This window comes from Halogranum amylolyticum, assembly GCF_900110465.1.
GTDB classification, from domain to species: domain Archaea; phylum Halobacteriota; class Halobacteria; order Halobacteriales; family Haloferacaceae; genus Halogranum; species Halogranum amylolyticum.
In genome coordinates this window covers 478269-490864 of sequence record NZ_FODV01000001.1, presented here as the reverse complement: position 1 = coordinate 490864, position 12596 = coordinate 478269, and the positions used below count along the sequence as shown (strand labels likewise).

At 64.8% G+C, this 12596-nt stretch carries 12 protein-coding genes and 2 tRNA genes; 7 read left to right on the top strand and 7 right to left on the bottom strand.

Features of this window, described 5'->3' with window-relative positions; all coding sequences use genetic code 11:
- Positions 1-101: 101 nt before the first annotated feature.
- Positions 102-323, top strand: coding sequence for a DUF8029 family protein (locus BSG17_RS02465; protein WP_089820868.1), 222 nt, complete (start codon positions 102-104; stop codon positions 321-323).
- A 78-nt stretch (positions 324-401) separates the two neighbouring features.
- Here the strand turns inward: BSG17_RS02465 and trpG are convergent, their stop codons facing one another.
- The 4 genes from trpG to trpD are packed head-to-tail and all read right to left on the bottom strand — an operon-like array spanning position 402 to position 4352.
- A complete protein-coding gene (trpG, locus tag BSG17_RS02460; protein WP_089820867.1) occupies positions 402-1028 on the bottom strand; it encodes an anthranilate synthase component II in 627 nt (208 codons plus the stop codon).
- Positions 1025-2689 (bottom strand): anthranilate synthase component I, encoded by a 1665-nt coding sequence (gene trpE / locus BSG17_RS02455; protein WP_394327942.1) that lies wholly within the window; start codon positions 2687-2689, stop codon positions 1025-1027. The genes trpG and trpE overlap by 4 nt, the downstream gene beginning before the upstream one ends.
- Positions 2686-3333, bottom strand: coding sequence for a phosphoribosylanthranilate isomerase (locus BSG17_RS02450; RefSeq protein ID WP_089820866.1), 648 nt, complete (start codon positions 3331-3333; stop codon positions 2686-2688). Before BSG17_RS02450 ends, trpE begins: the two co-directional genes overlap by 4 nt.
- The gene (trpD, locus tag BSG17_RS02445) at positions 3333-4352 is read right to left on the bottom strand and encodes an anthranilate phosphoribosyltransferase (RefSeq protein ID WP_089820865.1); all 1020 of its coding nucleotides are present in this window, start codon (positions 4350-4352) and stop codon (positions 3333-3335) included. The genes BSG17_RS02450 and trpD overlap by 1 nt, the downstream gene beginning before the upstream one ends.
- 281 nt (positions 4353-4633) lie before the next feature.
- On the opposite strand from trpD, the gene BSG17_RS02440 reads away from it, so the two are divergent.
- The 4 genes from BSG17_RS02440 to BSG17_RS27445 all read left to right on the top strand — a co-directional run bounded on the left by BSG17_RS02440 (position 4634) and on the right by BSG17_RS27445 (position 6212).
- A tRNA-Val gene (locus tag BSG17_RS02440) sits at positions 4634-4708 on the top strand.
- 41 nt (positions 4709-4749) lie between these two features.
- A tRNA-Val gene (locus BSG17_RS02435) sits at positions 4750-4824 on the top strand.
- Positions 4825-5072: 248 nt separating this feature from the next.
- Positions 5073-5270 carry a hypothetical protein gene (locus tag BSG17_RS02430; RefSeq protein WP_244531466.1) on the top strand — a complete coding sequence of 66 codons (198 nt, stop codon included), beginning with the start codon at positions 5073-5075 and terminating at the stop codon, positions 5268-5270.
- 6 nt (positions 5271-5276) lie between these two features.
- Positions 5277-6212 carry a hypothetical protein gene (locus tag BSG17_RS27445; RefSeq protein WP_211609042.1) on the top strand — a complete coding sequence of 312 codons (936 nt, stop codon included), beginning with the start codon at positions 5277-5279 and terminating at the stop codon, positions 6210-6212.
- Positions 6213-6226: 14 nt separating this feature from the next.
- Here BSG17_RS27445 and BSG17_RS02420 read toward each other — a convergent pair whose 3' ends face one another.
- Together BSG17_RS02420 and BSG17_RS02415 are read right to left on the bottom strand one after the other, a co-directional pair.
- Positions 6227-7240 carry a DHH family phosphoesterase gene (locus tag BSG17_RS02420; protein ID WP_089820863.1) on the bottom strand — a complete coding sequence of 338 codons (1014 nt, stop codon included), beginning with the start codon at positions 7238-7240 and terminating at the stop codon, positions 6227-6229.
- 811 nt (positions 7241-8051) lie between these two features.
- On the bottom strand, positions 8052-9263 hold the full coding sequence (locus BSG17_RS02415; RefSeq protein WP_089820862.1) for an RNA-guided endonuclease InsQ/TnpB family protein: 1212 nt from the start codon (positions 9261-9263) through the stop codon (positions 8052-8054).
- Between the two features lie 392 nt (positions 9264-9655).
- On the opposite strand from BSG17_RS02415, the gene BSG17_RS02410 reads away from it, so the two are divergent.
- Positions 9656-10798: a CBS domain-containing protein gene (locus tag BSG17_RS02410; protein ID WP_089820861.1), complete on the top strand. Its 1143-nt coding sequence runs from the start codon at positions 9656-9658 to the stop codon at positions 10796-10798.
- A 217-nt stretch (positions 10799-11015) separates the two neighbouring features.
- Here BSG17_RS02410 and radB read toward each other — a convergent pair whose 3' ends face one another.
- Entirely contained in the window at positions 11016-11714 is a 699-nt protein-coding gene (gene radB / locus BSG17_RS02405) for a DNA repair and recombination protein RadB (protein ID WP_089820860.1), read from the bottom strand.
- A gap of 88 nt (positions 11715-11802) precedes the next feature.
- On the opposite strand from radB, the gene BSG17_RS02400 reads away from it, so the two are divergent.
- Positions 11803-12588, top strand: a complete 786-nt coding sequence (locus BSG17_RS02400) for a hypothetical protein (RefSeq protein WP_089820859.1) — start codon at positions 11803-11805, stop codon at positions 12586-12588.
- Positions 12589-12596: the final 8 nt, after the last annotated feature.

Here is a 12596-nt window from a genome sequence, read left to right as displayed (position 1 = left end):
AGAGCGGGTCTTGCACAGCCCCGCATCGTGGGACTGTTTCGGCGGCGGAAGTGTCTCCTCTCTCCCACAGACTTATCTCATTCGTGGTAGTTAATCTACGTATGATACACCCCGCCCTCGCGAGTGTCCTCCCGGTGTTGCTACAGGCCGGCGGTATCTTCGAGACGCCGCTCGGACAGCTGTTCGTCGTCCTCCTCGGCGTCGGTGCCGTCATCCTCGTCGGTCGACTGCTGCTCCACGTCGCGTGGCGACTCGTCACCATCGCCGCCCTCGTCGTCGGCGTCCTGTTGGTAGTGTCGATGTTCGCCCCTGGACTCCTGTAAGCTCGACGTCGTAACCGAACCGAACGGTCCGACCGCCGACTCGACCCGTTCTCGACCGTGACCGACCGACGAGTAACCTCACTCGGCTTCGACTACGGCCGTCTCGGCGGCGACACACTCGGTGAGAAAGTTGCGGACGACGTCGTGACCGACCGCAGTGAGGACGCTCTCGGGGTGGAACTGGACACACTCGATGGGGTACTCGCGGTGGCGGACGCCCATCACGAGTTCGGTTCCGAAGTGGTCGGTCGTCGCCGACACCTCGAAGCAGTCGGGTACCTCGGTGGCGACGAGCGAGTGGTAGCGTCCGGCCTGGAACCCCTGATCGAGGCCGGCGAAGACGCCTCGTCCGTCGTGGTCGACGGGGAACGCCTTCCCGTGGATCGGTTCGGGTGCGTGGCCGACGGAACCGCCGTACTCGTAGACGGCCGCCTCCAGTCCGAGACAGACGCCGAGCGTCGGAATATCCGGGCTCAACTCACGGAGGACCCCTGCGGTGACGCCGACGTCGCGCTCGTTGGCCGGATGGCCGGGGCCGGGGCTGACGACCAGTGCGTCGGGATCAGTCGCGCGCACCTCGTCGAGCGACGCGGTGTTCTTCAGCACCTCGATGTCGACGCTCCCGCCGTCGACCCGCTGTTCGGAGAAGTACTCGACGAGGTTGTACGTGAACGAGTCGAAGTTGTCGACGACGGTCAGCTTCATGGCTCATCCTCGATTCGGTCGACGGCGGCGAGCACGCCGCGCATCTTCTTTTCGGTCTCCTCGTACTCCTTCGTCGGGTCGCTGTCGGCGACGATACCCGCACCCGCCTGAACGGTGATACGGTCCTCGACGCCCCGGTCGGTCTCGACGCCGTGGTCGATGGTCGCCGTTCGGATGACGATGGCGAAGTCGGCGTCGCCGGTCCACGAGTAGTAGCCGACGCCGCCGCCGTAGAGTCCCCGAGGGCCGCGTTCGAGGTCGTCGATGATCTCCATCGCTCGGACCTTCGGCGCGCCGGACAGCGTCCCGGCGGGGAACGCCGCGCGCGTCGCGTCGAAGGCGTCGACGGACCGCGTCTGTCGATCCGCCGAGGTTCCCTCGGCGACGTCGCAGTCGGCGGCGAGCCTCCCCGTCACCGTCGACTCGATATGCTGGACGTGCGAGTACTTCAGGACGTTCATGAACTCCTCGATGCGGACGCTACCGGCCTCGGAGACCCGGCGGACGTCGTTGCGCGCGAGGTCGACGAGCATCGTGTGCTCCGAGCGCTCCTTGTCGTCGGCGAGCATCTCGCCGGCGAGACGGCGGTCCTCGACGGGGCTGTCGCCGCGGGCACAGGTGCCGGCGATGGGGTTCGAGACGACCCGCCGCCCCTGCACGGAGACGAGCGTCTCCGGACTCGCCCCGACGATAGAGCGGTCGCCGTGCTGTAGGAGGTACATGTACGGTGAGGGGTTGACCGCGCGAAGCGCCTCGTAGAAACCAAGCGTGTCGACGTCGCCGGTCAACTCGCGCTTCCGCGAGATGACGCCCTGGTAGATGTCGCCGTCGAGGACGTGCTGTTTGGCCTGCCGCACTGCCTCCTCGTACTCCGCCTGGGGACCTGCGGTCTCGTCGGTTCGTCGGAACCCGCCGGTCTCCGGTTCGTCGGCGTCGGCGAGCACCGAGGCGACGCGGGCTGCCTCCGCGGCGAGTTCGTCGTAGACCGCCGCCGGATCGTCGTCCGGGTGGACGATGGGCGTACAGACCAACGAGAGGCTCCCGTCGCTCTCGTCGAAGACGAGCGTCCGGGTCGTGAGGACGAACTGGGCGTCCGGCAGACTCTGGTCGACCGGGGTCGACCGCTCGACGCCGACCTCGTCCAACCAGAGGTCGTAGACGGCGTCGTACGCGAGGAAGCCGACGAGGCCGCCGTCGAGATGCTGGCGGTCGGAGTCGGGGAAGCCGACCCGTTCGACGTCCGGGAGCGTCCCGCGGAGACGGTCGAGCACGTCGCCGTCGCCGGGCGAGAGCAGGTCGGTGACGCGGTCGTCGACTGCGTCGACCTCGGTGTCGTCGGGGGTGACGGTGACGACGGCCTCGGGGTCGTAGCCGACGAACGAGAAGCGTGCGTGTCGGTCCGCCGAGGAGGCGTCCGGGGTGAACGCACCGGCCGGGTCGCTGGAGGCGACCTTCTCCGCGCTCTCCAGCAGGAAACTGTGCTCGCTCTCGTCGGCGAGCGCGGCGTAGGCGGTGAGCGGCGCGACGTCGACGTCGAGAGTGGCGGCGACGCGGGCGACCGCCGGCCCGTCCGCCGAGTCGACGAGATCGCAGAACGCCTCCTTCGAGCGGTCGAACGTCACGCTGTCGTGTCGTCGTCCGCGTCCGAGCTCCGACGTCACTGTGTCACCTCCCGATCGCGGCCGGCGTTCGCGACGAACGAGCGGACGGCCTCGGGGTCTTTCACGCCGCCGCTGCGCTCGACGCCGCTTGCGACGTCGACGGCGAACGGCTCGACGACCGAGACGGCCTCCGCGACGTTGTTCGGCGTCAACCCCCCCGCCAGGATCAGCGGCGAGGACAGCGAGCGGGCGAGATGCCGCGTCTGTTCCCAGTCGTGGGTCTCGCCGGTGCCGCCGGCACCCGACTCCGAGGTGGAGTCGACCAGGATGGCGTCTGCGACCTCGTCGTACGTGTGCGCGAGCCGTTCGTCCTCGCTGTCGACGACGGGGACGATCTTACAGTTGGACTCCGCGCGGACGTACTGGAGCTGTTCGGGGTCGAACTCGGCGTGGAGCTGGACGACGTCGGGCTGGACGACCTGCGCGAGGTCGACGGCGTGCTTCGGCGACTCCGGCATCAACACGAGCGTCGTCGTGACGAACGGCGGTGCCTCGGCGGCGAGGTCGGCGGCGACGCTCGGGTCGACGTCGCGCGGCGTGTCGACCGGGACGTCGCTGATGAGGCCGACGGCGTCCGCGCCGGCGTCGACCGCGGCGCGGAGGTCCGTCTCGCGCGTGATACCGCAGACTTTGACCCGGACCATCAGTCGCTCTGGGGGACCTCGACGGCGCCCCCGCGGAGGGTGTCCAGTTTCTCGGCCGCGTTGCCGGAGTCGATGGCCTCGCGCGCCTGCTCGACCCCGGCCTCGAGCGAGTCGGCGAGTCCGGCGACGTAGACGGCCGCGCCCGCGTTGGCGAGGATGATGTCGCGCTTCGGGCCGGTGACGTCGCCCGTCACGATCCCTTCGAGGTCCTCGGCGTTCTCGTGGGGCGTCCCGCCGGCGACGGCCGAGACGGGTGCCCGGTCGAGACCGAGGTCGTCGGGTGTGATCGTGTACTCGTCGATGTCCTCGCCGTCGACTTCGGCGACGACCGTCTCGTCGTGGATGCAGATCTCGTCCATCCCCGACCCGTGGACGACGAGCGCGTCATCGACGGGCATGTGTGAGAGCGCGCGAGCGACGATGGGGACGAGGTCGGCGTCGTAGACGCCGAGTACCTGCGCATCTGCGCCCGCGGGGTTCGTCAGCGGGCCGAGGATGTTGAACACCGTCCGGATACCGAGCTCCTGTCGCGGGCCGATGACGGCCTTCATCGCCGGGTGGAACACCGGGGCGAGCATGAAACCGATCCCGTCGCGTTCGATGGCTTCTTCGACCGCGGGCGGTTCTGCCTCGACGCTAACGCCGGCCACGTCGAGCACGTCGGCACTCCCGGAGGAAGAAGAGACGGAGTAGTTGCCGTGCTTGGCGACCGCCGCGCCCGCGCCCGCGGCGACGATCGCACTCGTCGTCGAGACGTTGATCGTGTCGTAGTCGTCGCCGCCGGTTCCGCAGGTGTCGACGAGCGGCGTCTGATCGGGTTCGATCGTCCGAGCGGCGTCGCGCATCCCCTGTGCGAACCCGGCGATCTCGGTCTCCGTCTCGCCTTTGGACCGCAACGCCGTCAGCAACGCCCCGATCTGCGCGTCCGTCGCGTCCTCGAAGACGATGCGCGCTGCGTCACGCGACTCCTCGAGAGTCAGATCCTCGCCCTCGGTCACCCGCTCGATGTAGTCCGTCATTGTAGCCATCATTGTACGAGTTCGTCTTACGATGTACAAATTCGTACATCAACTTAAGGTTGTCGTCGGGACAGTTTCTCGCGAGAAGATCTCACACAGGGTGCGTGTAGGTTCCACAGGACCAGCGACGGGGCGATCGATCGGAAGAACGACGGACGCGCCGGACTCGCCCCGGCACTTTCGTCGAAATCGCGAGGCAGCGAGGGATTCCGAAAGGTTCAACTACCAATCGGCGGTAGGTGTGAGTGCGCTCAGACGGGGCGTGATGGTAAGCACACACCGGGTTGGTGGTCTAGTCTGGTTATGACACCTCCTTGACATGGAGGAGGCCGGCAGTTCAAATCTGCCCCAACCCACTGGCTTTCTCACCGAACCGTCGAGCGACTGCACGCACACCGGGTTGGTGGTCTAGTCTGGTTATGACACCTCCTTGACATGGAGGAGGCCGGCAGTTCAAATCTGCCCCAACCCATTTTCTGATTCCTCGGACCGACGAGTCGCGTCTCCGGAAACCACGTGAGGCTTCGCGGGTCGTCTTCCCTCTACCCGACCCAGTTTCGCACTTTCACCGACCGGAGAGGTCACGGCTCCCGACAAGCGGGACGTTCGGAACGTCCGTTTAAAACGTCTCTCTGCCTGTCTCCGTCGAGCAACAGCGTTAATCCGCTATGGCGCCTATCACGTTCAGTTATGCTTGAGAAGATGCGACGAGCGAGCAGTGTGACGCGCGTAGAATACAGCCTCATGTTCATCTTCGGGACGCTGTGTATCGCTGCTGCGTTCGCACCCCTGGAAGAATCAATCCGCATCGCGGCCGTCGGTACCCTCTTCGGATTCACCGCGGGAATCTGGGTCTCACACCTCGTTCAGGTCCTCCAGCGTGCTTCCGGCGCGAGAACAGCAGACATCGCAGGGTGATCAACGATGAGCCAGCCAGAAACACACACGAACCAGTCTGAACTCGCCACCGATGTAGAGACCGAATCGACCTTTCTCGACCGTATCGAGTTCCTCACGGGAGAGGATCCCGACCTCGGGTCGTTCCTCCTCGTCGTCGGGATCGTCACCTGCGTGTTCATCGCACTGTTCCAGTTCACGCTCCCGACCCCGGTTGCGTACCTGCTCACGGCAGGTGTGCTCTTCGTCACCGTCCTCAGTGCCATCATCGCGTCGCTTCTCGACGGCTTCGGTTACTTCGGGCAAGATACCACGACCACCACCACCGAGTCAGTCGACCGCGAGACTGCTCCGAAACCGTGGGTCCCCACCGAGAGAGTGTCAGCACCGCTTCCGCCTGTGATCAACTTCGACGCCGAACTCCGGGCCTACGCCGACATGTACGGCGGCGAACTCCCGGCCGAGTTCGACCCGTTCATCCGTGATTACCTCCGGTTGAAGACGAACACGACGAACCGCGCCACCATCGCCAGCGACCTTCGTGCCGGCCTCAACCCGATCGGCGCTCGCTTCGAGGCGGGGTCCGAGGGAGACAAACTCTACGAAGACATCTCTCAACGACTCTTCCGGTACATCAGCAATCGGGGCGGTCACGTCGCCGTGGACCGAATCGCGTTCTACGAGGAGGACGGCACCGAGACCGACGTGAAGGGCCTCAGAGGCCGAGTCGGGCGGGTCGAACTGACCGTCACCAACGAGGGAGAACCCGCCGAGGTCGAACTCACTGTCGAGCTGTACGACAGAAACGGCTCTACCGTCTCCAGTCGTAGCTGTACTGCGGGGGCCGTCGGGTCGGGTGCTACGAAAGTCCTCGACACCGACATCTTCGTTCCCTCGGACGCCGAGCGCGCAGGGACGGCCATCCGCATCTCGGACCCCGGACGGACTGCGACGAGCGTCTGACTGCGACGGGTGAATCAGTCGGCGTCCTCGGACAGATTGAGCGCAGCGACGAGACGGGCGGTGATCACCCGCTCGACCATCGCGACCAGCTGAGCGCTGTCTGCGTAGTCGGCGAACACGCCGAGGGGTACTTCGCCGCCAGCCATCTCCCGATGGCCACCGGCGCTCCCGACAGCCGCGAACGCCTCTCTGAGGAGCGTTCCGACGTGGAGTCGCGCATCGGTCGACCGGGCGCTGAGATGGATCGAGTCGTCGACGATTCCGAACACGATGGCCGTCTGCACGCCTTCGAGGGTGGCGAGGTAGTCTGCGGCCTGCGGGAGGGCGTCCCGCTCGCTGGTACGGCCGACGTGCGAGATGAGAACCGACCCTCGGACGTCGCGGTGCTGGATGGCGTCCGCGATAGCGTCGACGGTGGCACCGCTGACCGATGGCGTCGCCAGCCGGCGAAGCAGGTCGCGGTCGGCCGCTCCGTGGAGAAACCCTGCGGCGGCGTACTCGTCCTCGGTGGCCCCTCGGAGGAAGCCCAGCGTCTCCCGCCGAATAGCGAACAGCAGCGCCGTCGCGAGCGACGTCTCGAGCGACATCTCGAGTTCGCGGACGTACTCTGTGAGAATCGTCGCGGTCGCACCGACCGACTCGCGGTGGTCGACGAACCGTGCGTCGATCTCGTCGGCCGGGTGGTGGTCGATGACGATGTCGATAGATGTCTCCTCGGGGACCTCGTTGTTCGCGCCGGGTCGTGAGTGGTCGACGAACGCGACGAGCGAGTCGTCTTGGCGGTTCGTCACAGCGGCCGCGTCGAACGGGACGAGGTTCATTTCGAGGAGGTTGATGAACGCACGGTTCTGCTGATGGGAGATGTCGCCGCTGTAGAGGATGCGCCGCTCGTCTATTCCGGCACTCGCGGCGATCCGACCGAGTGCGAACGCACTCGCGAGACAGTCCGGATCGGGGTTGTTGTGGCAGACGATGGTCAACTCTTCACCGCCCGCAAGCAGAGACTGCAGTGTCGAGAGGTCGGTCATCGGTCTCTATCTGGGGGTGAGTAGCTACAAAGGTTTGTTCGCGAGGTTCCCTGGCTTCGAGAGGTTCGACCGACAACACGAACGGACCTCGTGTGCCCGAGGCGAGTCGACCGTGGCGTCTCCTGCGATGGAGGCTCTCTCGACCCGCCCGCTGCAGCCACTACTCGAAGAACGTCGACAGTGAACCAGTCGCTCGGCGTGGCGACGTTCGGTACGGATCAGTTACAGATGTGAGCCATCCCCCTCCAACCCGAGGGAAGGAGACAGACGACCACATCCGGCACCACAACGCCGGGACCGGATAGCCACACCCAGTAGGGGGTGTGGCCGAAATCGGTTGTGACATTCCGGTGCTGCCCGTATAACACATACGGGCACACACAGAGAATCTGCTGTGGTATTTTAATGTTCACATTCCCACAAGCGAGACGTAAAAACAAGCGAGGCGCTGACGAGACGAAACAGCCCACACAACTGAAGCGCTGAAAGCGTGAGAACGGCCGCGAAATCGCGGCCGTTCGACGCCGGAATGCCACCGGTCGACCGAGTTCGCTCCGGGTCAAGAAACGAGCTGTCGACCGGGACTAAAGATTCGTCCCACACCCGGATGCCTGTCGTGGTTCGGTGTTGCATCCATCTATATACTACTCCGTCGACCGATCACCGTCGACCGAGCGCGTCTGCGAGTGTGTCCTCCGGCCGTAATCACGGACGTCCGAGCCAGTCTGCGTCCGATCTCGGACGACTGTGTCCGGTCGGCTGGTAAATTGCCTCGGGGTCAAGCCCCGAGGCTTTCGCGTGGACTCCCGTTCTACCCACTCACAGTGGGAGGCGAATACTCGCCGTTCACGTTCAGCGTCCCGCGATTCAAGCGCACATCTACGGGTGCGCCTCCGTCGTTTGCATTTTGCCGACGACGGAGATACTGCAAACCGATATTCTTGGAAGCGTTGTAGTCGGCATGGTTCTCGTACCCGCACTTCTGACACCAGAACGATTCACCCGACCGATTGTCATCGTGGGTAAACCCACACGTCGAACATCGTTTGGACGTATTCCGAGGGTCAACCTGTACGGCTTCCACGCCGTACTCCTCGGCTTTGTACTCGGCATACTCGTAGAGGCGTCGGAACGCCCAGATGTGTTGCCACGTCGCCTCTGGAATGTTCTCCCGAATGTGGGTCAAGTCCTCAAACACGATGTGCGAACAATCACTCTCAACGGCTTCCTCGATGATTTCGTTCGCCACAGAGTGTAGGTATATCTCGAATCGCCCTGTCTCTTTGCGACCGGCGCTTTCGATGTTCTCGTGAGCGTAACGAGAACCACACTGCTGGAGCGACCCACGACGCTTCTCGTACTCCTTACGCCAGTGGTTGAACTCGTCTGCTGACCAGAATCGCCCTGTCGAAGCGACGGCGATGTTGTTGACACCCAAATCCACACCAAGGACTGTTCTGTGCTTGAAATCGGATTCGGGGTCGTCGCTTTCTTCGACCTTCCGCATTGAGGCGTGCAAGTACCAGTCGCCGTCACGGTACTGTAAGTGCGCCATCCGAAACTCGAAGTCCTCGTCGGAGACGTACTTCGTTGGTGGTTTCTCCGAGTCGTCGGGGAGGATATAGTCGCACTCGATTCTGCCGTCTACGGTGGAGAGGGATACGTGATTGCAGTGGAACGTTGCACTCCGCTTGTCATACACCGCGCTGTCTGCCGAGAAGTAGGGTCGTGACGTGTTTTCTCCACGCTTGAGACGTTCAACTCCGCTTTTGACGGCTTCGACAGCCCGCCGAATCCCTTTCTGAACGAGGTTAGCGGTGAGGTCGGTTTCGTCGCGGAGTTGGTCGTAGAGGGCGCGTTCTGCTTTGGCTTTGGATGTGACGTGGTATCCGTCGTCGCCGTGCCAGCACCATTCGCTTGCGGTGTTGGCGCAGTGTTTGAACTGCTCGACAGTCTCACGGAAGAGCGGGTTGGCTCCTTCGGGTGTGTCGAGTTTGATGACGGCGGTGCGACGGTATTCCACTGTATTTCACATATTTGCCTGTAGTTATTTAATAGTAGGGAGTCGGCCTGCTTCGTAGCGTAGTTTGTGTCATAGGTTGCCGGCTTCCTCCCCGAGGTCAAGCCTCGGGGCATCCGCCTTGATTTTTCTGTGAAGTCGCGCCGCCCACCGTCTCGGCGGCCGCAGAACCGCCCGGCCGGGATGGCCGGAAAAAATACCATTCAGTCACCCGAACCGCTAGGTGTGCGACGAATGATCCGCGGTAGGACGTCGTTGCCGACCCCGGTGCCGCGACGGACCGGGAGACAGAACGAGCGACCTACCACCGGTCGTGACGCGTCGACGTGGGTCGAAAACTGCGGTGCGGCGCAAGAACTTTCAAGAGTACGCGCAGAGTAGGTGGACGTTGGACTATGAATATTACTGATATTGCCATACCGGAGCACGTCGAGGTCGAGTCCGACGAGCGCCTGGGCAAGATCCGTTCTATCTTCGAGCGGGACAACCCCAAGGGAATCATCGTCGTCGAAGACGGCGAGTACGCGGGTGTCATCGGTGAGAAACAGCTCATCCAGTCTCACATCGACGACAACACGAAGGCTGCGGCGCTGATGAAGTCCGCCCCGAAGGTCGACCGCGACGAGGACGTCCGCGAGGTCGCGCGGATGCTCGTCGAGGGCGACACGCAGATCGCTCCCGTCTACGAGGGCGAGAAGCTCTGGGGGACGATCACGGGCGACGCCATCCTCGAGGCGGTGCTGGAGAATCTCGACGCGTTGACTGTCGATCAGATCTACACCGAGGACGTCGTCACGGTCACCGAGGAGGACCGCATCGGCAAGGCGATCAACCGCCTGCGCGAACACGGTATCTCCCGGCTCCCCGTCGTCAACGAGAACGGGAGACTGACGGGCGTGCTGACGACGCACGACATCGTCGACTTCGTCGTCCGCAAGATGGACCGTCAGGGGAAGGGCGACCGTCGCGGCGACATCGACCGGATGCTCGATCTACCGGTGTACGACCTGATGACGAGTCCGGTGTTCGCGACGAACCCCGGCGAACAGGTCGACGACGCCGTCCGGAAGATGTTCGACCGTAACGTCGCCGGACTCGTCGTCACGCCCACCGACAGCGACGCCGAGGTCATCGGCGTCCTCACCAAGACCGACGTGCTGCGTGCGCTCACCTACACCGAACAGGAGCAGATGGACGTGCAGGTGACGAACATCGACCTGCTCGATACGATGTCCCGCGAGGCGCTCGTCCAGTCCATTACCGAGGTCGTGGACAAGTACCAGGAGATGCAGGTTCACCACGCTCACGTCCGCTTCCACGAGCACAAAGAGAAGCTCCGCGGCACGCCGCTCATCCAGTCGCAGGTGCGACTCCGCACCAGCCACGGACAGGTCGCCGGCTCCGGCGAGGGCTACGGTGCAGAACACGCCTTCCGCGTCGCCCTCGACAAACTCGAACGTAACGTCCTCGAGATGAAGGGGCTCAACGCCGACGAGGAGTACCGCGGGCAGCTCCTCCGGAAACTCGGCGAGCTGTAAGGCTCCGTCTCTCCGGCTCGGTCGGTCGTCCTGCTCGACGGCCGCTTTCGTCTCGCCTTTTCGACGACCCGGTCGCCCCGAAGTCGGTCGCCTCGAGAGCGATGCGTCGCGACGGGCGCACGGAATCGGAGCCACGAGAGACACGCCACCGTCGACGGGCCGCTGGAGCAGTCGTCCCGAAGCGTGAACCCCGTCCGTCGTCGAGGCCGGTCGTGGATCAGAACTCGTCGGTACCGGTCATCCCGCCGTTCGTTATCTTGAACGTCGTCGACTCGCCGGCGGGTTTCGCACGGTGTTTCTCGAGCGTCGCCCGTCGGTTGCCGCCGCGGAAGCGGTCGAGTCGGAGCACCGCACCGGTCCAGTGTTCGAGCGTGTGTCCGCCGAGCGCGCGCGTGCGGTCGCTGTCGGGGTCCGAGTAGACCTGATTGGTGATGACGACCGCGATGTCGTGTTTCCGCGCCAGCGACAGTAGATGAGTCACCTGTCGGGCGACCCGTCTGAGCGACTCGCCGTCGTCACCCTCACCGGTGCGTTCGAGACGGTAGAAGCCGGTCGCGCTGTCGAGGACGATGACGTCGGCGCGCTCGGCGAACTCGGCGGCGTCGCGGACCGCCTCCTCCTGCTCTTCGAAGTCGTAGATCTCGGTGATGACGAGTCGCGAGGCGATCTCTTCGAACTCCGTTTCGTCGTCGGTGCGAGCCTCGACGAGTTGACGGAAGCGGTCGATAGAGAGCCCCTCGCTGTCGATGTACACCGCGGTTCCACCGGCCGCGGCGACCTCGACGGCCGCCGACAGCGCGAGGTTGGTCTTACCCGCCGCTGGCGGGCCGTACACCTGCGTCACGGTGCCGCGCTCGAACCCGCCGTCGAGGAGGTCGTCGAGCGGTGCACAGCCGGTGGAGATAGACTCGCTCACGGCCGCAGTTGGCGCGTTCTCCGCAAAAAGCCCCCGGTCCAGAGGGCCACCCCGATACGCTTTTTCGCCCACCCGGCGAACGTCGCTCGTGATCGTCGTCGCCACCGATGACTTCGAACTCTACCACGAGGCCGTCGCCGAACTCCGCGAACGGGGTGTCACCTTCACCACGGTCCGCCCCGACGGGGAGCTCCCCGACCAGACGCGGGTCGTCGTCTCCGCGCCGACGGACGGACTCAGTTTCGACGACGTCGTCCACGTCGTCGTCGCCGCCGAGGACGCTCGCCACGGGGTCGAGGAGGCGCTCGCTGCCCTCCGCAGCAGCGACGGACGGACGGTCGTGGGCGTCGACCCCGGTCCCCGCCCCGGCATCGCTGTCCTCGTCGGCGACGTCGTCGTCGCCGCCTTCCACGTGCCGATAGCCGACGCCGTCGACGTGATCCGGCGCGAGATAGCGGACGCTCCCGACGCACTCGTCCGCGTCGGCGACGGCGACCGACTCCAGAGTGCGAAACTGATAAATCAGCTCCAGGAGGCGCGCGTCGAGATGGTCGACGAGACGGGGACGACACCCTACCTCGGCACCGGCGTTCGCGGGATGGGCGACGTGTTGGCCGCGGTCAACATCGCCCGACTGGAGGGCGAAGCCGTCCAGAGTCGCGATATCGAACCGACGGCCGGCGAACTTCAGCGGATCAAAAACGAGTCCCGCGAACGCTCCAGCGACAACCGCACCATCGACGAGACGCTCGCCCGCCGGGTCGCCTCGGGCGAACTCACTGTCGACGAGGCGCTGGCGACGCACCGGAACGGAACAGACGGACCGGACGGCGCCGGAGCCGACGGAGAAGCGGACGACGAACCGGACACGTAACGGGGCGA